Annotated in this window: 20 protein-coding genes; 17 read left to right on the top strand and 3 right to left on the bottom strand. The window is 61.6% G+C overall.

Translation table 11 applies throughout. The features are described 5' to 3' along the window. Window positions 1-63: 63 nt before the first annotated feature. The 7 genes from ydcS to ACP39K_RS20810 all read left to right on the top strand — a co-directional run bounded on the left by ydcS (window position 64) and on the right by ACP39K_RS20810 (window position 8,679). On the top strand, window positions 64-1,218 hold the full coding sequence (ydcS, locus tag ACP39K_RS20840) for a putative ABC transporter substrate-binding protein YdcS (protein WP_033639608.1): 1,155 nt from the start codon (window positions 64-66) through the stop codon (window positions 1,216-1,218). Between the two features lie 53 nt (window positions 1,219-1,271). Continuing rightward, window positions 1,272-2,300: an ABC transporter ATP-binding protein gene (locus ACP39K_RS20835; protein ID WP_015378790.1), complete on the top strand. Its 1,029-nt coding sequence runs from the start codon at window positions 1,272-1,274 to the stop codon at window positions 2,298-2,300. 1 nt (window position 2,301) lies between these two features. After that, complete coding sequence (locus tag ACP39K_RS20830) at window positions 2,302-3,246, top strand: ABC transporter permease (protein WP_016929775.1); 945 nt, start codon at window positions 2,302-2,304, stop codon at window positions 3,244-3,246. Further along, window positions 3,236-4,042, top strand: coding sequence for an ABC transporter permease (locus ACP39K_RS20825; RefSeq protein ID WP_060445255.1), 807 nt, complete (start codon window positions 3,236-3,238; stop codon window positions 4,040-4,042). The genes ACP39K_RS20830 and ACP39K_RS20825 overlap by 11 nt, the downstream gene beginning before the upstream one ends. 35 nt (window positions 4,043-4,077) lie before the next feature. Next, the gene (gene patD, locus ACP39K_RS20820) at window positions 4,078-5,502 is read left to right on the top strand and encodes an aminobutyraldehyde dehydrogenase (protein WP_049186757.1); all 1,425 of its coding nucleotides are present in this window, start codon (window positions 4,078-4,080) and stop codon (window positions 5,500-5,502) included. Between the two features lie 85 nt (window positions 5,503-5,587). After that, window positions 5,588-7,498: an NAD(P)-binding protein gene (locus ACP39K_RS20815; RefSeq protein ID WP_033639610.1), complete on the top strand. Its 1,911-nt coding sequence runs from the start codon at window positions 5,588-5,590 to the stop codon at window positions 7,496-7,498. Next, window positions 7,495-8,679, top strand: a complete 1,185-nt coding sequence (locus ACP39K_RS20810; protein ID WP_197788130.1) for a c-type cytochrome — start codon at window positions 7,495-7,497, stop codon at window positions 8,677-8,679. Before ACP39K_RS20815 ends, ACP39K_RS20810 begins: the two co-directional genes overlap by 4 nt. A gap of 37 nt (window positions 8,680-8,716) precedes the next feature. Here the strand turns inward: ACP39K_RS20810 and hmpA are convergent, their stop codons facing one another. Continuing rightward, the gene (hmpA, locus tag ACP39K_RS20805; RefSeq protein WP_261267506.1) at window positions 8,717-9,907 is read right to left on the bottom strand and encodes an NO-inducible flavohemoprotein; all 1,191 of its coding nucleotides are present in this window, start codon (window positions 9,905-9,907) and stop codon (window positions 8,717-8,719) included. Window positions 9,908-10,264: 357 nt separating this feature from the next. Here hmpA and glyA point away from each other — a divergent pair, with 357 nt between their 5' ends. Both glyA and ACP39K_RS20795 read left to right on the top strand, forming a co-directional pair. Further along, a complete protein-coding gene (gene glyA / locus ACP39K_RS20800; RefSeq protein ID WP_004941389.1) occupies window positions 10,265-11,518 on the top strand; it encodes a serine hydroxymethyltransferase in 1,254 nt (417 codons plus the stop codon). A 156-nt stretch (window positions 11,519-11,674) separates the two neighbouring features. Next, a complete protein-coding gene (locus ACP39K_RS20795; protein ID WP_033639613.1) occupies window positions 11,675-12,820 on the top strand; it encodes a 3-phenylpropionate MFS transporter in 1,146 nt (381 codons plus the stop codon). On the opposite strand, the gene csiE is transcribed toward ACP39K_RS20795, so the two are convergent. Next, window positions 12,821-14,086: a stationary phase inducible protein CsiE gene (gene csiE / locus ACP39K_RS20790; protein ID WP_033639614.1), complete on the bottom strand. Its 1,266-nt coding sequence runs from the start codon at window positions 14,084-14,086 to the stop codon at window positions 12,821-12,823. Window positions 14,087-14,268: 182 nt separating this feature from the next. Here csiE and ACP39K_RS20785 point away from each other — a divergent pair, with 182 nt between their 5' ends. Both ACP39K_RS20785 and ACP39K_RS20780 read left to right on the top strand, forming a co-directional pair. After that, the gene (locus ACP39K_RS20785; protein WP_028127507.1) at window positions 14,269-14,904 is read left to right on the top strand and encodes a DUF1007 family protein; all 636 of its coding nucleotides are present in this window, start codon (window positions 14,269-14,271) and stop codon (window positions 14,902-14,904) included. After that, window positions 14,895-15,917 carry a nickel/cobalt transporter gene (locus ACP39K_RS20780; RefSeq protein WP_243810524.1) on the top strand — a complete coding sequence of 341 codons (1,023 nt, stop codon included), beginning with the start codon at window positions 14,895-14,897 and terminating at the stop codon, window positions 15,915-15,917. The genes ACP39K_RS20785 and ACP39K_RS20780 overlap by 10 nt, the downstream gene beginning before the upstream one ends. Before the next feature lie 56 nt (window positions 15,918-15,973). Here ACP39K_RS20780 and suhB read toward each other — a convergent pair whose 3' ends face one another. Then, a complete protein-coding gene (gene suhB / locus ACP39K_RS20775; RefSeq protein ID WP_004941400.1) occupies window positions 15,974-16,777 on the bottom strand; it encodes an inositol-1-monophosphatase in 804 nt (267 codons plus the stop codon). A 119-nt stretch (window positions 16,778-16,896) separates the two neighbouring features. On the opposite strand from suhB, the gene trmJ reads away from it, so the two are divergent. The 6 genes from trmJ to hscB all read left to right on the top strand — a co-directional run bounded on the left by trmJ (window position 16,897) and on the right by hscB (window position 20,961). Further along, complete coding sequence (gene trmJ, locus ACP39K_RS20770; RefSeq protein ID WP_015378781.1) at window positions 16,897-17,631, top strand: tRNA (cytosine(32)/uridine(32)-2'-O)-methyltransferase TrmJ; 735 nt, start codon at window positions 16,897-16,899, stop codon at window positions 17,629-17,631. A 193-nt stretch (window positions 17,632-17,824) separates the two neighbouring features. Continuing rightward, on the top strand, window positions 17,825-18,319 hold the full coding sequence (iscR, locus tag ACP39K_RS20765) for a Fe-S cluster assembly transcriptional regulator IscR (RefSeq protein ID WP_004941404.1): 495 nt from the start codon (window positions 17,825-17,827) through the stop codon (window positions 18,317-18,319). A 54-nt stretch (window positions 18,320-18,373) separates the two neighbouring features. Then, window positions 18,374-19,588 (top strand): cysteine desulfurase, encoded by a 1,215-nt coding sequence (gene iscS / locus ACP39K_RS20760; protein ID WP_016929764.1) that lies wholly within the window; start codon window positions 18,374-18,376, stop codon window positions 19,586-19,588. Between the two features lie 24 nt (window positions 19,589-19,612). Further along, window positions 19,613-19,999 (top strand): Fe-S cluster assembly scaffold IscU, encoded by a 387-nt coding sequence (iscU, locus tag ACP39K_RS20755; RefSeq protein WP_004941408.1) that lies wholly within the window; start codon window positions 19,613-19,615, stop codon window positions 19,997-19,999. A gap of 54 nt (window positions 20,000-20,053) precedes the next feature. Further along, window positions 20,054-20,377, top strand: coding sequence for an iron-sulfur cluster assembly protein IscA (gene iscA, locus ACP39K_RS20750; protein ID WP_004941410.1), 324 nt, complete (start codon window positions 20,054-20,056; stop codon window positions 20,375-20,377). Window positions 20,378-20,439: 62 nt separating this feature from the next. After that, window positions 20,440-20,961, top strand: a complete 522-nt coding sequence (hscB, locus tag ACP39K_RS20745; RefSeq protein WP_016929762.1) for a co-chaperone HscB — start codon at window positions 20,440-20,442, stop codon at window positions 20,959-20,961. The last annotated feature ends 26 nt before the right edge of the window (window positions 20,962-20,987 follow it).

Here is a 20,987-nt window from a genome sequence, read left to right as displayed (position 1 = left end):
AAGAAAAATCAGGCGGCAGCCGTTCCCTGCCGCATACCGATAAGCAACACAGGGGTAATTACGATGGGAAAAACTACCGCAGTCACCACCACCGTCTCCGCGCTCTGTCTCACCGTGCTGTGCGGCCTGGCCCAGGCGGCCGATCTGCCGCAGTCGCTGGGCAAAGGCGAAGGCCGGCTGGACATCATCGCCTGGCCCGGCTACATCGAACGCGGCCAGTCCGACAAAAACTACGACTGGGTCACCCAGTTTGAGAAGCAAACCGGCTGTGCGGTGAACGTGAAGACCGCCGCCACCTCCGATGAAATGGTCAGCCTGATGGCCAAGGGCGGCTACGATCTGGTGACCGCCTCCGGCGACGCCTCGCTGCGCCTGATCTTCGGCAAGCGGGTGCAGCCGATCAACACCGCGCTGATCCCGAACTGGAAGAACATCGATCCGCGCCTGCTGAACGGCGCCTGGTATACCGTGGACGGCAAAACTTACGGCACGCCGTACCAGTGGGGGCCGAACCTGCTGATGTACAACACCAAAACCTTCCCGACGCCGCCGGACAGCTGGGCGGTGATCTTCCAGCAGCAGAACCTGCCGGACGGCAAGAGCAACCAGGGGCGGGTGCAGGCTTACGACGGCCCGATCTACATCGCCGACGCGGCGCTGTTCCTGAAGGCCACCCAGCCGCAGCTCGGCATCAGCGATCCTTATCAGCTCAACGAAGAGCAGTATCAGGCGGCGCTGAAGCTGCTGCGCAGCCAGCACGCGCTGATCCACCGCTACTGGCACGACACCTCGGTGCAGATGAGCGACTTTAAAAACGAAGGCGTGGTGGCCTCCAGCGCCTGGCCGTATCAGGCCAACGCCCTGAAGGGCGAGGGGCAGCCGATCGCCACCGTGTTCCCGAAAGAGGGCGTGACCGGCTGGGCGGATACCACCATGTTGCACAGCGACGCCAAACACCCGAGCTGCGCCTACCAGTGGATGAACTGGTCGCTGGAGCCGAAGGTGCAGGGTGATGTGGCGGCCTGGTTCGGGTCGGTGCCGGCTTCGCCGGCGGGCTGTAAGGCCAGCGCGCTGCTGGGTGAGAAGGGCTGCGAAACCAACGGCTTTAACCAGTTCGATAAAATCGCCTTCTGGAAAACGCCGCAGGCGCAGGGCGGCAAGTTTGTGCCATACAGCCGCTGGACCCAGGATTACATCGCCATCATGGGCGGCCGCTAAGCCGCGGGGCGCAGCCCGCTGCGCCCGAATTACATCAGAATGGAGCACAGAAAATGACCATTGCCGTGCAATTCATCGATGTTTCGCGGACTTTCGGCGATGTTCGCGCCGTGGATCGGGTATCCATCGACATTCAGGACGGGGAATTCTTCTCCATGCTCGGGCCGTCCGGCTCGGGCAAAACCACCTGCCTGCGCCTGATCGCCGGCTTTGAACAGCTCACTTCCGGCTCGATTCGCATTCACGGTCAGGAAGCCGCCAACCTGCCGCCGTACCAGCGCGACGTGAACACCGTGTTTCAGGATTACGCGCTGTTTCCGCACATGTCGGTGCTGGAAAACGTCGCCTACGGCCTGATGGTGAAGGGCGTCGCCAAACGCGAGCGGCTGGCGCGGGCGCAAGAGGCGCTGGAGAGCGTGGCGCTCGGTTTCGTCGCCGAACGCAAGCCGGCGCACCTGTCGGGCGGCCAGCGGCAGCGCGTGGCGCTGGCGCGCGCGCTGGTCAATCGGCCGCGGGTGCTGCTGCTGGACGAACCGCTCGGCGCGCTGGATCTCAAGCTGCGCGAGCAGATGCAGGGCGAGCTGAAGAAGCTGCAGCGCCAACTGGGCATCACCTTTATCTTCGTCACCCACGATCAAAGCGAAGCGCTGTCGATGTCCGATCGGGTGGCGGTGTTCAATAACGGCCGCATCGAACAGGTGGATACGCCGCGCGAGCTTTACATGCGGCCGAAGACGCCGTTCGTCGCCGAGTTCGTCGGCACCTCCAACGTGGTGCGCAGCGAGCTGGCGCAGCGCCTGCTTGGCGAAAGCCGAACCTTCTCGATCCGGCCGGAACATATCCGCCTGCTGGAGCAAGGCGGCGCGGCGCAGGACGAGATCCAGGTGCAGGGCACGCTGCAGGAAATCCATTACCAGGGCGCGGCCACGCGCTATGAAATCGCGCTGAACGGCGGCGAAAAGCTGCTGGTCAGCCAGGCCAATCCGCAGTGGATCGCCGAAGGGCAACAGCGGCAGATCGGCCAGCCGATCGTCGCCTGCTGGCCGCGCGCGGCGATGGTGCCGCTGCTGGAGGAGAGGTGAGATGGACATGAGCATCGATTCCCCCCCGGCGCGCGGCGGTACCGTGCGCGCGCTGTCGACCTGGCTCTATCGCCGGCCGACGCTGTATCTGCTGTTACTGCTGGTGCCGCCGCTGCTGTGGTTCGGCGCGGTCTACCTCGGTTCGCTGCTGACGCTGCTGTGGCAAGGGTTTTACACCTTCGACGATTTCACCATGGCGGTGACGCCGGATCTGACCTTCGCCAACCTGGCGGCGTTGTTCAACCCGGCCAACTACGACATCATCCTGCGCACGTTGACCATGGCGGTGCTGGTGTCGCTGGCCAGCGCGGCGCTGGCGTTCCCGATCGCCTATTACATGGCGCGCTACACCAGCGGCCGCGTCAAGGCGTTCTTTTACATCGCGGTGATGATGCCGATGTGGGCCAGCTATATCGTTAAAGCCTATGCCTGGACTTTGCTGCTGGCGAAAGACGGCGTGGCGCAGTGGTTCCTGCAGCACCTGGGGCTGGAGCCGCTGTTGGCTTCGCTGCTGACGGTGCCCGGCGTCGGCGGCAACACGCTGTCGACCTCGGGGCTGGGGCGTTTTCTGGTGTTCGTCTATATCTGGCTGCCGTTCATGATCCTGCCGATCCAGGCGGCGCTGGAGCGCCTGCCGCCCTCGCTGCTGCACGCCTCGGCGGATCTGGGCGCCCGGCCGGCGCAGACCTTCCGCCATGTCATTTTGCCGCTGGCGGTGCCGGGCATCGCCGCCGGATCGATCTTCACCTTCTCACTGACGCTGGGCGACTTTATCGTGCCGCAGCTGGTGGGGCCGCCGGGCTATTTCATCGGCAGCATGGTCTACGCCCAGCAGGGCGCGATCGGCAATATGCCGATGGCCGCGGCCTTTACGCTGGTGCCGATCGTCCTGATCGCCATCTACCTTTCCATCGTCAAACGTCTGGGGGCTTTCGATGCACTCTGAACGCGCGCCCTTAGGGCTGAAGCTGGCCGCCTGGGGCGGACTTGTCTTCCTGCACTTCCCGTTGGCGATCATCGCCATCTACGCCTTCAACACCGAGGACGCGGCCTTCAGCTTCCCGCCGAAGGGCTTTACGCTGCACTGGTTTAACGTCGCCGCCGGACGGCAGGACATCCTCGATGCGGTGCTGCTGTCGGCGCAGATCGCCTGCCTGGCAACCGCCATCGCGCTGGTGCTCGGCACCCTGGCGGCGGCGGCGCTGTATCGGCGCGATTTCTTCGGCAAAGACAGCATTTCGCTGCTGTTGCTGCTGCCGATCGCGCTGCCGGGGATCGTCACCGGCCTGGCGCTGCTGGCGGCGTTCAAGGCGCTGAACATCGAGCCGGGCATCCTGACCATCGTCGTCGGCCATGCGACGTTCTGCGTGGTGATCGTGTTCAACAACGTCATCGCCCGATTCCGCCGCACCTCGTTCAGCCTGATCGAAGCGTCGATGGATCTCGGCGCCGACGGCTGGCAAACCTTCCGCTATGTGATCCTGCCGAACCTCGGCTCGGCGCTGCTGGCCGGCGGCATGCTGGCGTTTGCGCTGTCGTTCGATGAAATCATCGTGACCACCTTTACCGCCGGCCACGAGCGCACGCTGCCGCTGTGGCTGCTGAACCAGCTCGGCCGCCCGCGCGACGTGCCAATCACCAACGTGGTGGCGCTGTCGGTGATGCTGTTGACCATGCTGCCGATCCTCGGCGCTTACTACCTGACCAAAGGTGGGGAAAGCGTCGCCGGCAGCGGCAAATAATTTCCTTACCCGACCTCTGATAAAAGGATAACCCTATGCAAAGCCAACTGTTGATTGACGGCCAACTGGTGAACGGCCAGGGCGCGACCCAGCCGGTGTATAACCCGGCGACCGGCGAAGTGATCGCGCAGGTGGCGGAGGCCAGCCCGGAGCAGGTCGATCGCGCGGTGCTGGCGGCGGACGCCGCGTTCGCCGCCTGGGGGCAAACCACGCCGAAGGAGCGCGCCGAGCATCTGCTCAAGCTGGCGGATCTGATCGACGAGCATGCCGAGACCTTCGCCAGGCTGGAGTCGCTCAACTGCGGCAAGCCTTATCACTGCGTATTGAATGACGAGCTGCCGGCGGTGGCCGACGTGTTTCGCTTCTTCGCCGGGGCCAGCCGCTGCCTGACCGGCATGGCGGCCGGCGAGTATCTGGCCGGGCATACCTCGATGATCCGCCGCGATCCGCTCGGCGTGGTGGCTTCGATCGCCCCGTGGAACTACCCGCTGATGATGGCGGCCTGGAAACTGGCGCCGGCGCTGGCGGCGGGCAACTGCGTGGTGATCAAGCCGTCGGAGCAGACGCCGCTGACCACCTTCAAACTGGCCGAATTGGCCGCCGGGCTGTTCCCGCCGGGCGTGCTCAACGTGCTGTTCGGGCGCGGCGCCAGCGTTGGCGATCGGCTGACCGGGCATGACAAGGTGCGCATGGTGTCGCTGACCGGGTCGATCGCCACCGGTGAGCACATCATCGCCCACACCGCCGCCGGCATTAAGCGCACCCATATGGAGCTGGGCGGCAAGGCGCCGGTGCTGGTGTTCGACGACGCCGATCTGCAGCAGGTGGTGGACGGCATTCGCGGCTTCGGTTTCTACAACGCCGGGCAGGATTGCACCGCCGCCTGCCGCATCTACGCGCAGAAAAGCATTTATCCCGAGCTGGTGAAGCGGCTGGGCGAGGCGGTGGCCAGCCTGAAGATCGGCGCGCCGGACGACGAGAGCACCGAACTGGGGCCGTTGATTACCGCCCAGCATCTGGAGCGGGTGGCCGGTTTTGTCGAGCGCGCCAAAGCGTTGCCGCACGTGCAGGTGGTGACCGGCGGCGAGAAGGTGAAAGGGCCGGGCTATTACTTCCAGCCGACGCTGTTGGCCGGCGCGCGCCAGGACGATGAGATCGTGCAGCGCGAAGTGTTCGGCCCGGTGGTGACGGTGACGCCGTTCGACGACGAAGAGCAGGTGCTGGCCTGGGCGAACGAATCCAACTACGGCCTGGCGTCGTCCGTGTGGACCCGCGACGTGGGCCGCGCGCATCGCTTAAGCGCCCGCCTGCAATACGGCTGCACCTGGGTGAACACCCACTTCATGCTGGTGAGCGAAATGCCGCACGGCGGCCAGAAATTGTCCGGCTACGGCAAGGATATGTCGATGTACGGGCTGGAGGATTACACGGCCATTCGTCATGTCATGTTCAAACATTGATTTTACAGTAATTATCCGCACAATAGCGCGGCCTTCGAGCCGGCTCCGGCCGGCTGATGATAATAAAAATTGAAAGGAAGCCTATATGGGTATCACCAGACGAGATTTTCTCAACGGAGTGGCGATCACCATCGCCGCCGGGTTGACGCCGCTGCAAATCTTGCGCGCGTCGCCGCAAACCGCCAATCAAACCCTGTACTATCCGCCGGCGCTGACCGGGCTGCGGGGCAATCATCCGGGCTCGTTCGAGCATGCGCACCAGCTGGGGCGCGACGGCAAAACCTTTGATTTCGGCAGCGTGCCCGCCGTTGAAGAGTTCGATCTGGTGGTGGTGGGCGCCGGCATCAGCGGGCTGGCGGCCGCCTGTTTCTGGCAGCAGCTGAAAGGCGAGCGGCAGCGTATTCTTTTGATCGACAACCACGACGACTTCGGCGGCCACGCCAAGCGCAACGAGTTCAACAGCGACGACGGCATGCTGCTCGGCTACGGCGGCAGCGAATCGCTGCAGTCGCCGCGCTCCAACTTCAGCCCGGTGGCGATGGGGCTGCTGCGCAAGCTCGGCGTCGATATCGACCAACTGGAGCAGGCTTTCGACACCACCTTCTACCCGGATTTGAATTTGAGCCGCGGGGTTTACTTCGATCGCAAGAACTTCGGCGTCGACAAGGTGGTGAGCGGCGATCCGGGCCGCACGGTGGCGGACGATATTCCGCGCGATCGCCTCAACGGCCGCTCTTATGAAGCGTTCATCGGCGATTTCCCGCTGCCGGAAAGCGATCGCCAGGCGCTGATCGCGCTGCACACGGTGGAGAAAGACTATCTGCCGGAGATGACGCTGGAGCAGAAGGTCGACTGGCTCGACAGCCACAGCTACACCCAGTTCTTGCGCGAGAAGGTGGGCCTGAGCGAACTGGCGATCCGTTATTTCCAGCAGACCACCAACGATTTCCAGGCGGTGGGCATCGACGGCACGTCGTGCAGCGATGCGCGCATTTGCGATCTGCCGGGCCTGAACGGCATGAATCTGCCGCCGCTGGACGAAGAGTCGCAGGCGGATCTCGACGATCCTTACGTGTTCCACTTCCCGGACGGCAACGCCACGCTGGCGCGCCTGATGGTGCGCCAACTGATCCCGGCGGTGGCGCCGGCCGGCAAGGACATGAACGATGTGGTGCTGGCCAAATTCGACTACAGCCAGCTCGATCGGCCGGAATCGCCGGTGAAGCTGCGTTTGAACAGCACCGGGCTGCACGCGGCCAACGTCGGCGACAAGGTGGAAGTCACCTACATGACCGGCGAGAAGATGACCAAAGTGCGCGCCGGACAGGTGGTGATGGCCGGCTACAACATGATGATCCCGTATCTGGTGCCGGAGATGGCGCACGAGCAGCAGGAGGCGCTGAAGCAGAACGTCAAGGCGCCGCTGGTGTACAGCAAGGTGGTGATCCGCAACTGGCAGCCGTTCATCAAGCTGGGCGTGCACGAGGTCTATTCGCCGGCCGCGCCGTACAGCCGCGTGAAGCTGGACTATCCGGTGAGCATGGGCGGCTATCAGCACCCGCGCGATCCGGATCGGCCGATCGGCCTGCATATGGTGTATGTGCCGACGCTGCCGGGCAGCGGCCTCAGCACGCGCGAACAGTCGCGCAAAGGGCGCGCGCTGCTGCTGGGCACGCCGTTCGAAGTGCACGAACAGATGATCCGCGAACAGCTGCAGGGCATGCTGGGCGAGGCCGGTTTCGATCATCAGCGCGACATTCAGGCGATCACTGTCAACCGCTGGTCACACGGTTACTCCTACTTCCTTAACGGGCTGTTTGATGACGAAGACGAAGCCAAGAAAATCATCGAAACGGCGCGGCAGCCGATCGGCAAGATCGCTATCGCCAACTCCGATGCCGACTGGAGCCCGTACGCTAACTCGGCGATCGATCAGGCGTGGCGTGCGGTGAATGAACTGGCCTACGGCAAGATTGCCGCCAAGGAGGGAGCATGAGTCTGCGCTCGCTGTACCTGTTGAGCCTGCTGGCCGCCGGCGGTTCTGCCCAGGCGATGTCGGCCGGTGAATACGTCGCCAAAGCCGGTGACTGCACCGCCTGCCATACCGCGCCGGGCGGCGCAGAATTGGCGGGCGGCATGAAGTTTCCGACGCCGCTCGGGGCTATCTACGCCACCAACATCACGCCGGACAAGCTGCACGGCATCGGCGCCTATTCGTTCGAGGAGTTCGATCGCGCCATGCGTCAGGGGGTGGCCAAAGACGGCCACCGGCTCTACCCGGCGATGCCGTACACCTCGTACGCCAAAATGAGCGCGGAAGACATGCGCGCGCTGTATGACTATCTGATGAATGAGGTGCCGGCGCAGAACGTCGCCAACCGGGGCAGCGACATCAGCTGGCCGCTGTCGATGCGTTGGCCGCTGGCGGTGTGGAACCAGCTGTTCCACGACGACCAGCCGTATCAGGCGGATCCGCAGCAAAGCGCCGAGTGGAACCGCGGCGCTTATCTGGTGCAGGGCGCGGGCCACTGCGGCAGCTGCCATACGCCGCGCGGCTGGGCGATGCAGGAGAAGGGGCTGGACGGCAAGGAACCGGTGTTCCTGAGCGGCGCCGAGCTGGACGGCTGGTACGCCTCCAATCTGCGCGGGCTGCCGCCGGAAGAGGTGACGGCGCTGCTGAAGACCGGCCGCAGCCGCCATGCGGCGGTCGCCGGGCCGATGAGCGAGGTGGTGACCCACAGCACGCAGTACCTCAGCGACGGCGATCTGAACGCCATCGCGGTGTACCTGCGCAGCCTGGCGCCGGACACCGCCGCCAAAGCCGCTGCGCCTGCCGTGCAGGCGGATAATTCGGGCGGCAAGGCGACCTACGCGATGTACTGCTCGACCTGCCACGGCAATAAAGGTGAAGGCACCGACTTCGCCATTCCGGCGCTGGCGGGCAACGCCACGGTAACGGCGGACAATCCGCTGACCGCGCTGCGGGTGGTGCTGGAAGGGGCGCATACGCCGATCACGCAGCAGGCGATGGCGTTCGACATGCCGGCTTACGGCTGGGCGTTGAACGATCGTCAAGCGGCGGATCTGATGAGCTATCTGCGGGGAAGCTGGGGCAACCAGGCGGCGCCGGTGACGGTGCAGCAGGTCCAGGACGCGCGCCAACTGCAGGCGAAATGAAGAGGGAGCGCGGCTTGACGGCCGCGCTCCGCACGCATTACAGCACTTTATGCGGGCCGAAGCATTCGTAGTGGATGCGCTCGGCCTCTACCCCCATCTCCAGCAGCTGTTTACCCACGAACTGCATGAAGGCCACCGGGCCGCAGAAGTAATAGTGCATCTGCGGATCGGCCAGGCTGCCTTGCAGCGCGCTCAAATCCATCAATCCGCGGCTGTGGTAGTCGCGGCCTTCCACGTCATCGGCACCCGGCTCGCGGTACCACACATGGCGACTCAGATTCGGCATGCGCCCGGCAATATCCGCCACTTCATCGGCAAAGGCGTGCACGCTGCCGTTTTCCGCCGCGTGCAGCCAGTGGACCTGCGCCTGATGTTGGCTGTCGTGCAGGGTGTTGAGCATGCCGAGCATTGGGGTTTGGCCAACGCCGGCGGAGATCAGCGCCACCGGCGTAGTCGGCGTCACGTCGAGGAAGAAGTCGCCGTGCGGCGGGGCGATGTAGATCACGTCGCCTTCCTGCGCCTGCTGGTGCAGGTAGTTGGACACTTTACCCTGATCTTCACGCTTCACCGCGATGCGGTAGAACTCGCCGTTCGGCGAGGTGGTCAGCGAGTACTGGCGAATTTCCTGATGCACCAGGCTGTCGTGCTTGATGTAAACCGCCAGGTATTGCCCTGGTTTGAAGTCCGCCACCCGGCCGCCGTCCACCGGCGCCAGCACGAAGCTGCAGATCACGTCGCTCTGCGGCTGTTTCTTCAGGATGCGGAATGCGCGCAGATCGCGCCAGCCGCCGTTGTCGGTTTCGCTTTGCTGATAAATCTGCTCTTCACGCTGGATAAATACGTTGGCCAGCACGCCGTAGGCTTTGCCCCAGGCGTCCAAGACTTCCTGGCCCGGGCTGAACATTTCGTCCAGCGTCGCCAGCAGGTGACCGCCGACGATTTGGTACTGCTCCGGCTGGATATTGAAGCTGGTGTGCTTCTGCGCGATGCGCTCCACCGCCGGCAGCAGCGCCGCCAGGTTCTCGATGTTGGCGGCATAGGCGCAGATGGCGTCGAACAGCGCCTGACGCTGATCGCCGTTGCGCTGATTGCTCATATTGAAAATGTCTTTCAATTCCGGGTTGTGGGCGAACATGCGATCGTAAAAGTGGGCGGTCAGCTTCGGCCCGGTTGCTGCCAGCAGGGGAATGGTGGATTTCACGGTGGCGATGGTTTGGCTATCCAGCATGGGGGCGCTCCTTGGGTTGGGATCTTGACGACAATTGTAATGATGTATTTTAAATGCATCTTATTGGGTTCCGCGCCGCTTGTAAATACCCTTGTTTTCGTTGCGGTGTTCTTCGGACGTCGATCGCGCTCACAGAACATGAAAAAAGCGCATTGTTCGCATGAGGAAATGTCCGTTGATAAACGGGAGCGTTTCGCGGATCAAAGCCTTGCGCCGCCTTAAGCCAATCGTTTGCGTAAAAACCTCTGTCAAGACCTATCTTCGGTAGGGCGAAACGGTTTACACTGTGACCCAGAACCCAAACGGGTAGTTATTTGGTGATTTTTTAGTTAGCTGATTTAAGTCAGGAGATGCCGGATGTTAAAGCGTGAAATGAACATTGCCGATTACGATGCGGAACTGTGGCGTGCCATGGAGCAGGAAGTGGTGCGTCAGGAAGAGCACATCGAGCTGATCGCGTCTGAGAACTACACCAGCCCGCGCGTAATGCAGGCTCAGGGTTCCCAGCTGACCAACAAATACGCTGAAGGCTATCCGGGCAAGCGTTACTACGGCGGCTGCGAATACGTGGATATCGTTGAGCAGTTGGCTATCGACCGCGCCAAAGAATTGTTCGGCGCCGATTACGCCAACGTGCAGCCGCACTCCGGCTCCCAGGCTAACTTCGCCGTTTACACCGCGCTGCTGCAGCCGGGCGACACCATTCTGGGCATGAACCTGGCGCACGGCGGCCACCTGACCCACGGTTCCCCGGTTAACCTGTCCGGCAAACTGTATAACGTGGTACCTTACGGCATCGACGACAAAGGTCAAATCGACTATGACGATCTGGCCAAACAGGCGCAAACCCACAAGCCGAAAATGATCATCGGCGGCTTCTCCGCCTACTCTGGCGTGGTTGACTGGGCCAAAATGCGCGAAATCGCCGACAGCATCGGCGCTTACCTGTTCGTCGACATGGCGCACGTGGCCGGCCTGATCGCCGCCGGCGTGTACCCGAACCCGGTGCCGCACGCGCACATCGTCACCACCACCACCCACAAAACCCTGGCGGGCCCGCGCGGCGGCCTGATCCTGGCGAAGGGCGGCGACGAAGAGCTGTACAAGAAGCTGAACTCCGCCGTGTTCCCTGGCGGCCAGGGCGGCCCGCTGATGCACGTGATCGCCGGCAAGGCGGTGGCGCTGAAAGAAGCGATGGAGCCTGAGTTCAAGGTTTACCAGCAGCAAGTGGCGGTCAACGCCAAGGCGATGGTGGAAGTGTTCCTGCAGCGCGGCTACAAAGTGGTCTCCGGCGGCACCCATAACCACCTGTTCCTGCTGGATCTGGTCGACAAAAACCTGACCGGTAAAGAAGCTGACGCCGCCCTGGGCCGCGCCAACATCACCGTCAACAAAAACAGCGTGCCGAACGATCCGAAGAGCCCGTTCGTCACCTCCGGCGTGCGTATCGGCACCCCGGCCGTCACCCGTCGCGGCTTCAAAGAAGCCGACGTGCGCGAACTGGCCGGTTGGATCTGTGATGTGCTGGACAACATCAACGATGAAGCCACCATCGAACGCACCAAGAAGAAAGTGCTGGATATCTGCGCCCGCCTGCCGGTTTACGCCTAATCCCGCTTTCGCCTGACAAAACCCGCTGCGGCGGGTTTTTTTATGGCCGCTTGCGGCAAACTGTGAGCTGCCTGGCACTCTAACGCATTGAAGTGGAATGAAGATTGCGGGCCGGTGTGAGCTCTGTCAAAGTATTGCCCTCACTCCGGAGGGATCATGGTTCTGCAATCCACGCGTTGGCTCGCGCTCAGTTATTTCACCTACTTCTTTTCCTATGGCATCTTCTTACCGTTCTGGGGCGTGTGGCTGAAAGGCGAGGGCATCGCGCCCGAAACCATCGGCATATTGCTCGGCGCCGGTTTGGTGGCCCGCTTCCTCGGCAGTTTACTGATTGCTCCCCGCGTTAAAGATCCCTCTCATCTGGTCTCCGCCCTGCGCCTGCTGGCGCTGCTGACCCTGGCCTTCGCGGTTGGTTTCTGTTTCGGCAACGGTTGGGGCTGGCTGATGCTGGTGATAGCGGGGTTCAACCTGTTCTTCTCGCCGCTGGTGCCGCTGACCGACGCGCTGGCCGCCACCTGGCAAAAGCAGATCCGCATGGACTATGGCCGGGTGCGGTTGTGGGGCTCGCTGGCGTTCGTCATCGGCTCGGCGCTGACCGGGCAATTGGTGGCGGTGTGGGGCCATAACGCCATTCTCTACAGCCTGATCTTCAGCGTGCTGGCGATGCTGCTGGGCATGTTGCTGAAGCCGAGCGTCATGCCGCAGGGCGAAGCGCGCACGCACGGCGGGGCCGAGCGTTCGCTGTGGGCGCTGCTGAAAGAGGGGCCGGTCTGGCGCTTCCTGCTGTGCGTCACGCTGCTGCAGGGCGCGCACGCCGGCTACTACAGCTTCGGCTCCATTTACTGGCAGGAGGCGGGCTATTCGGCCTCGACCATCGGCTATCTGTGGTCGCTTGGCGTGGTGGCGGAGGTGATTATTTTCGCCAGCAGCAACGTGCTGTTCCGCCGCTGGAATGCGCGCAACCTGCTGCTGCTTTCCGCCTGCTGCGGCGTGCTGCGCTGGAGCCTGATGGCCTACAGCACCGAGCTGGGTTGGCTGCTGCTGATCCAGATCCTGCACTGCGGCACCTTCACCGTCTGCCATCTGGCGGCGATGCGCTTTATCGCCGCGCGTCAGGGGCAAGAGGTGATCCGGCTGCAGGCGGTGTATTCGGCGCTGGCGATGGGCGGCGGCATCGCCGTTATGACGGTCATTGCCGGGTTCCTGTTCGAACATTGGCAGGGCGGGGTATTCTGGGTGATGGCGGCGGTCGCGGTGCCGGCCTTGTTCATCCGGCCGCCGGCGGTCAGCGTCAGCCGTTGATTAAGGCGCTTCCAGCAGCGCGCGGATGGCCTGGCGCTGCCGGTTTTCCAGCGGCAGTTCGGTATAGATCAGCGGCGGGTGCGGCTCGTTGTGCACCGCCGCATAAGGAGTGATCACCAGCATGACGCCCTGCGGCGCTCCGCCGCGCAGATAGTCGCTCAGCGGTAAGTACTTGATGTTCAGCGGCAACAGCGTGAGCTCGCGGATCTGATATTCCACCTCCTCTTCCAGCTGCGGGTTGTCCAGCGTCAGCAACAGCACCTGTTTTTCCTGCAGCGCGTTGTCCTGCATCAGCCAGGCGCCGAAGCTGATGGCCACCAGGCCCGCCTCCTCGTTGGAAAAATGCACGCCGTACTCCTGTTCCAGCGGTTTCAGCGCTTCCTGTGTGGTGCGCATCAGCCGCGGGTATTTGCGCACCACGTCTTCCAACAGCATATTGTCGATGCCGATGGCGAAACGGCAGCGCTCCAGCGCCGGCGCCAGGTGGGCGAACAGCTGGCTGACCAGCTCCGCCTTGTTGCTGAAGGCCATGTCGGAAAGCTGCTGGAAACGCTCGACCATACTGTCGATCGCCGTCATCAACCGCTGCTCTTGCGCCGAGTCATTGCTGTGGTAGCTGTGATTTTTCAACAGGGTGAAGGTCAGCGCCAAAAAATCGCGCTCGTCTGCCTGCGGCGGCTGGTTAAACAGCCGGTTGCAGGCCTGATGCAGCCAGGCGGCGGCCTGCTGCTCCGGCTTTTGCCGCAGCCAGTCGCGTTGAACGGCGTCGAAACGCGGATGCTGCTGCAGGCGATTTTGCCAGGCGCAGTAGAGCAGGTAATGCTGCAGAAATTGGCGGTCGCGCGCGTCGAAGTGGCGGTTAAGCAGCGGCCCGCAGGCGTCGATCGCCTCCGCCAGCGCAGACGTCGGGACGGCATCGGCCGCCAGCGCTTGCCTCAGGCGCGGGGCGAAGTCGCTTTCGACAAACAGCGGGCTGCAGCGCAGCGCCCGCCGCAGCCAATGGATCAGGCACAGGCGTTGGTCAAGCGCGCTGCCCCGCAGTTGGTAGCCATGGTCGGGATCGACGGCGATCTCCAGGTGATGGAAACGCTGGATTTCACTGGCTACCTCGGCTATATCTTGCCGGGTTATCGGGGGTGCGACGCCGTTGATTCGGCTTAGGGTCTCCAACTGTAACTCGGGCTCCGGCGTGTACAGCATCAGCAGCAGATGGCAGCGCCGTTGTTGTCCGGAGAGCGCGGGCACGGGAGAGGTGTCCAGGCTCATTATCACCTTCCGGCATAAAAGGTTGCGATTATGCCTAAGCATAGCAAAAGGCTTTGTAACGTCAGGATGACAGCGCGGCTTTTACTTCGGCTTACAACTTTCGTCACAAATATCGCCGGGAGAGGCGGGCCGTTCGGCAGTTATTTGTGTTACGTTATAACAAATGCAGGTAAGACAGGATAATGATGAAGTTACGTCGTCTTTTGGCTGCTTTCGGCGCCGTGTTCAGCGCCGGTGCAATCGCGCATCCGCACAGCTTTATCGACATGAACACCACCTTTGTCGCCAAGGACCAGCGGCTGGTCGGCCTGAAAATGGTGTGGGTGATGGATGAAATCACCTCGGCGGATCTGCTCTACGATGCGAAAAACGCCAAGAGCGATTCGGAAGTATGGAAAAAGCTGGCGGCGGAAGTGATGGCCAATGTGCTGGGGCAGCACTATTTCACCGATCTTTACCGCGACGGCAAGCCGGTGAAATACCTGAACTTGCCCAGCGAATATCACCTGTCGCGCCAGGGCAACCAGGCGGTGCTGGAGTTCGTGCTGCCGTTGGCCGAACCGCAGCCGCTGGCGGGCAAGCCGTTCGAACTTTCTACTTACGATCCGACTTATTTCGTGGATATGACCTATAAAGATCAAAATGCGCTGCATTTGCCGCCGGAGATGGCGCAGCAGTGCAGCTACAAGCTGATGACGCCGCAGCCGAATGCGTCGCTGCAGGCCTATGCGCTGTCGCTCGACAAGAACGACTCGCCCGGTGAAGACCTGGCGCTGGGGCAGCAGTTCGCCCAGCGGGTGACGCTGCAATGTCGCTGAATCTCTCGCAAGCGACGACGAGCCGGCGCCACTGGGCCTTCGGCCTGTGGCCGCTGCTGCCGTTTACGCTGGCGCTGGCGGCCGCCGCGCTGCTGGCGTGGCACTATTGGCCGCAGCTGCTGATGCAGAGCGTGGTATGGCAAAAAGCGCTGCACCAGCAGATGGCGGGGCTATTGCAGCAGGTGAAGGCCGCGCCGCAGCAGGCCGGGCTGGCGCTGATGCTGTTCAGCCTCGGCTATGGCGTCTTGCATGCGCTCGGCCCCGGCCACGGCAAAGTGGTGATCGCCACCTATCTGGCCACCCATCCGGCGCGGCTGAAAAGCAGCCTGAAGCTGACCTTCGCCGCTTCACTGGTGCAGGGCGGGGTGGCGATCGCGCTGGTCACGTTGATGCTGGTGGTGTTACAGCTCTCTTCGCGCCAACTGCATCAAAGCAGTTTCTGGCTGGAGAAGGGCAGTTTTATCCTGGTGATGCTGCTTGGCGTGCTGCTGAGTTGGCGCGCGCTGAAACGCCTGTTTGCGGCGATCAAGGCGATGCGCCCGGCGCCGGCGCTGCGCATCAACAGCCTGACGCCGCTGGCGGCGGATCATGTGCACAGCGCCAATTGCGGCTGCGGCCACCGGCATCTGCCGAGCGACAGCGAGCTGCAGGCGGGAAGCGATTGGCGCACTCAGGCCGCCATCGTGCTGGCGATGGGCATGCGTCCCTGTTCGGGAGCGATTTTGGTGTTGCTGTTTTCCAAGGTGATCGGCGTGTTCGGCTGGGGAGTGATCTCCGCGCTGGCGATGGCGTTCGGCACCTCGTTGACCATCTCCATGCTGGCGCTGCTGGTGCATTACAGCCGCCGGCTGGCGGTGCGCCTCAGCCGTTCGCGCGCGCCCGCCGCCTGGAGCGCGGTGGCCTGGGGGGCGCTGGCGCTGGCCGGCGGTCTGATCCTGTTGGCCGCCGGGCTGTTGCTGTACGTCAGCGCGCAGCCGGAATTCGGCGGCGGCATCCGCCCCTTCTCCCGCTAACGGGCATAAAAAAAGCGCTGCATCGGCAGCGCTTTTTTTCGATTCGCTTCTGGCGATTAACGCTTCAGCGCTTCGCTCAGTTCTTCACGCATGGTGGCCAGCATGGCTTTCACCACGCGCGGGTTGCCTGCGACCACGTTGCCGGAACTGAAGTGATTGTGGCCGCCGACGAAGTCGGTGACCAGGCCGCCGGCTTCACGCACCAGCAGTTCGCCTGCGGCGAAGTCCCACGGCTTCAGGCCGATTTCGAAGAAACCGTCCACGCGGCCGGCGGCGACATAGGCCAGATCCAGCGCAGCGGAACCGGTGCGGCGGAAGTCCGCGCACTGGGTGAACAGCTTGCCGACGATATTGATGTAAGGCGTGGCGTGCTGTTTGACTTTAAACGGGAAGCCAGTCGCCAGGATGGTGCCATCCAGATCTTTGGCGTTGGTGCCGCGCAGACGATAACCGTTGAGCTGTGCGCCCTGGCCGCGCGTGGCGGTGAACAGTTCGTTGCGCATCGGATCGTAAACCACGGCCACTTCGGTACGGCCTTTGATGCGTACGGCGATGGAAACGGAGAAATGAGGGAAACGTTTGATGAAGTTTGCAGTGCCATCCAGTGGATCGATCACCCATTGCACATCGCGATCTTCGCCGATCAGCTCACCGCGTTCTTCGCTCACGATACTGTGTTGCGGATAAGACTTGCGGATGACGTCGATGATTAGATGCTCTGCATCGCGATCGACGTTGGTGACGAAGTCATTGGTCCCTTTCTGGCTCGCTTCTACAGCGTCCGGGGTTTCGTAGTTTTTGGCAATCAGGTTACCGGCCTTGCGCGCAGCGCGCACGGCGATAGTCAGCATCGGATGCATGGGTATCTTCCAACTAGGATGTTAAAGAACAGGAAACGGCGCGAAGTATAGCAGCTGTTCGGCAAATTGCCTACGGCTGTGTTAAGATGCTGCGATTTTCCGCCACGCTCAGAGTTTGTATGCTGCACAATATCCGCATTGTTCTGGTAGAGACTTCACATACCGGCAACATGGGCTCGACCGCCAGAGCCATGAAAACCATGGGTTTAACCAACCTTTATCTGGTTAATCCGCTGATCAAACCCGATTCTCAGGCCATCGCCCTGGCCGCCGGCGCCAGCGACGTGATCGGCAACGCCACTATCGTCGATACCCTCGATGACGCCATCGCCGGCTGTAGCCTGGTGGTGGGCACCAGCGCACGTTCTCGCACCTTGCCGTGGCCGATGCTGGAGCCGCGCGAATGCGGCGTGCGCGCGGTGCACGAGGGCGAGCACGCGCCGGTGGCGCTGGTGTTCGGCCGCGAACGCGTCGGGCTGACCAACGATGAATTGCAAAAGTGCCACTACCACGTCGCCATTCCGGCCAACCCGGACTACAGCTCGCTGAACCTGGCGATGGCGGTGCAGATCCTGGCGTACGAAGTGCGCGTGGCTTACCTCGATCGCCAACAGGCGGGCGCGCCGCAGTTGGAAGAGACGCCGTATCCGCTGGTGGACGACCTCGAGCGTTTCTATCAGCATCTGGAGCAGACGCTGCAGCGCACCGGTTTCATTCGCCCGTCGCATCCGGGCCAGGTGATGAACCGCCTGCGTCGGCTGTTCACCCGCGCGCGCCCGGAAGGGCAGGAGCTGAATATCCTGCGCGGCATGCTAACCTCGATCGAGAAACAGGATAAACATCAAGGTAATTAATTGATGTGGCATAACGGTGGGTGACAATAGTATTAGTTATCCAAAGGTTATAACATGTATTTTATATACCTTTGTTCTTGCTAAGTTCAAAACGTGCTAATACTTGAGTTAATTACTGGGTTAAATAGTTGACTGTTTTACTCAGGAATGTCAGACTTTCGGCCATATTTGACCAACAGGTAACCATTGAGCTATGAGACTGACATCCAAAGGCCGTTATGCCGTAACCGCTATGCTCGACGTAGCGCTGCATTCCCAGGAAGGGCCGGTGCCACTGGCGGACATTTCCGAACGCCAGGGTATTTCGCTCTCTTATCTGGAACAATTATTCTCCCGTCTGCGCAAGAATGGCCTGGTGGCCAGCGTGCGTGGCCCGGGCGGTGGTTATCTGCTGGGTAAAGACGCGGGTGAGATCGCCGTTGGCGCTGTCATCACTGCCGTCGATGAATCGGTAGATGCAACCCGTTGCCAGGGCAAAGAAGGCTGTCAGGGCGGCGATCGCTGCTTGACCCACGCCCTGTGGCGCGATCTGAGCGAGCGCATCAGCGGGTTCCTGAACAACATTACGCTGGCAGAACTGGTCAACAACCAGGAAGTGCTGGTGGTGGCGGATCGTCAAAACAACGATACGCGCCGCACGGCCAACGGCCGTCCGCAAGAAACTATCAACGTTAATCTGCGCGCATAAGCAGCTGGCGAAATTATTTTAGTTTTTGGAAGTGATGTACGGAGCACAAGAGCAATGAAATTACCGATTTATCTGGATTACTCAGCAACGACGCCGGTTGACCCGCGCGTTGCTGAGAAGATGATGCAGTTTTTGACCCTGGACGGCACTTTCGGCAACCCGGCTTCCCGTTCCCACCGTTTCGGTTGGCAGGCGGAAGAGGCGGTAGACATCGCCCGTAACCAAATCGCCGAACTGGTGGGCGCCGACCCGCGCGAAATCGTCTTCACCTCCGGGGCGACCGAATCCGACAACCTGGCGATCAAAGGCGCTGCCAATTTCTACCAGAAAAAAGGCAAGCACATCATCACCAGCAAAACCGAACACAAAGCCGTGCTCGACACCTGCCGTCAGCTGGAGCGCGAAGGGTTTGAAGTCACCTACCTGGCGCCGCAGAGCAACGGCATCATCAGCCTGCAGGATCTCGAAGCGGCGCTGCGCGATGACACCATCCTGGTCTCCATCATGCACGTCAACAACGAAATCGGCGTGGTGCAGGACATCGAAGCGATCGGCGAAATGTGCCGTGCGCGCGGTATCATCTACCACGTTGACGCCACCCAGAGCGTGGGCAAACTGCCTATCGATCTGAGCAAGCTGAAAGTCGACCTGATGTCGTTCTCCGGCCACAAAATCTATGGCCCGAAAGGCATCGGCGCGCTGTACGTGCGTCGCAAGCCGCGCATCCGCATCGAAGCGCAGGTACACGGCGGCGGTCACGAGCGCGGCATGCGTTCCGGCACCCTGCCTGTCCACCAGATCGTCGGCATGGGCGAAGCTTATCGCATCGCCAAAGAAGAGATGACCGAAGAGATGGCGCGTCTGCGCACCCTGCGTGACCGTCTGTGGAACGGCGTGAAAGATATGGAAGAAGTGTATCTGAACGGCGATCTGGAGCACGGCGCACCGAACATCCTGAACGTCAGCTTCAACTACGTTGAAGGCGAGTCGCTGATCATGGCGCTGAAAGACCTGGCCGTTTCTTCCGGTTCAGCCTGTACCTCCGCCAGCCTCGAGCCGTCCTACGTGCTGCGCGCGCTGGGCATGAGCGATGAATTGGCGCACAGCTCGATCCGTTTCTCCCTGGGGCGTTTCACCACGGAAGAAGAGATCGACTACACCATTCAACTGGTGCGTAAATCCATCGGCCGTCTGCGCGATCTGTCCCCACTGTGGGAGATGTTCAAGCAGGGCGTGGACATCAACAGCATCGAATGGGCGCATCATTAATTCTCAGGTTTCAGGAGCAAGGTCATGGCTTACAGCGAAAAAGTAATCGATCATTATGAAAACCCGCGCAACGTGGGTTCTTTCGACAACGAAGATCCTACCGTCGGCAGCGGCATGGTAGGGGCGCCGGCTTGTGGCGACGTGATGAAGCTGCAAATCAAGGTTAACGATGAAGGCATCATCGAAGACGCGCGCTTTAAAACTTATGGCTGCGGTTCCGCCATCGCCTCCAGCTCGCTGGTGACCGAATGGATGAAAGGCAAGTCGCTCGATCAGGCTGAAGCGATCAAAAACACCCAGATCGCCGAAGAGCTGGAATTGCCGCCGGTCAAAATTCACTGCTCGATCCTGGCTGAAGACGCCATCAAAGCAGCGATTGCCGACTATAAGAGCAAGCATAGCGCCAAGTAATTTGTCTGAGTCGGCCCGGCCGCGCCGGGCTTTGATGTGAAGTGTGAGGTTGTGATGTCTATTACCATGAGCGACAGCGCTGCGCAGCGTGTTCAGGCGTTTTTGACGAACCGCGGCAAAGGTCTCGGCCTGCGTCTGGGAGTGCGAACTTCCGGCTGTTCCGGGATGGCGTACGTGCTGGAATTTGTTGACGAAGCCAACGATGACGACATCGTATTTGAAGACAAAGGCATCAAGGTGATCATCGACGGCAAGAGCCTGGTCTACCTTGACGGCACCGAGCTTGATTTCGTTAAGGAAGGCCTGAACGAAGGCTTCAAGTTCAACAACCCGAACGTCTCAAGCGAGTGCGGCTGCGGCGAGAGTTTCAACGTCTGACAGTCCATCGTGCTCCCCCGTTTCGGCGGGGGAACTTCATCCGCTAACGCCCAGAGCACGCTATGGATTACTTTACTTTATTCGGGCTGCCAGTTCGCTACACCGTGGACGGCAGCCTGCTTGCGTCCCGCTTCCAGGATCTGCAGCGCCAATTCCACCCCGATCGTTTCGCCAACCAGCCGGAGCGCGAACGCCTGATGGCGTTGCAGCAGGCGGCGACCATCAATGAAGCCTACCAGGCGCTGAAGCACCCGTTAAAACGCGCGGAGTATATGCTATCTTTGCACGGCTTCGATCTGGGCAACGAACAGCATACGATGCGCGACACCGCGTTCCTGATGGAACAGCTGGAGCTGCGCGAAGAGCTCGACGCCATTGAGCGCAAACCGGATGCGGAAAGCCTGCTGGCCGATTTCGGCGCGCGGCTGGCCACCTCCATCAAGCAGCGCAGCGCGCTGATGCTGCAGCAGTTGGACAGTGAACAGTGGGCGGATGCCGCCGACACCGTGCGCAAGCTGCGCTTTTTGGACAAACTCCAGCAACAGGTTGAACAACTCGAAGAAAAACTGCTGGGTTTTGAGTAACACCTTCTGATTCTGATTGTGGAAGC

It is taken from the genome of Serratia sp. EC4 (assembly GCF_059652115.1).
Note: the sequence above shows the minus strand (reverse complement) of the source record. Positions and strands in the feature narration are given on the sequence as shown.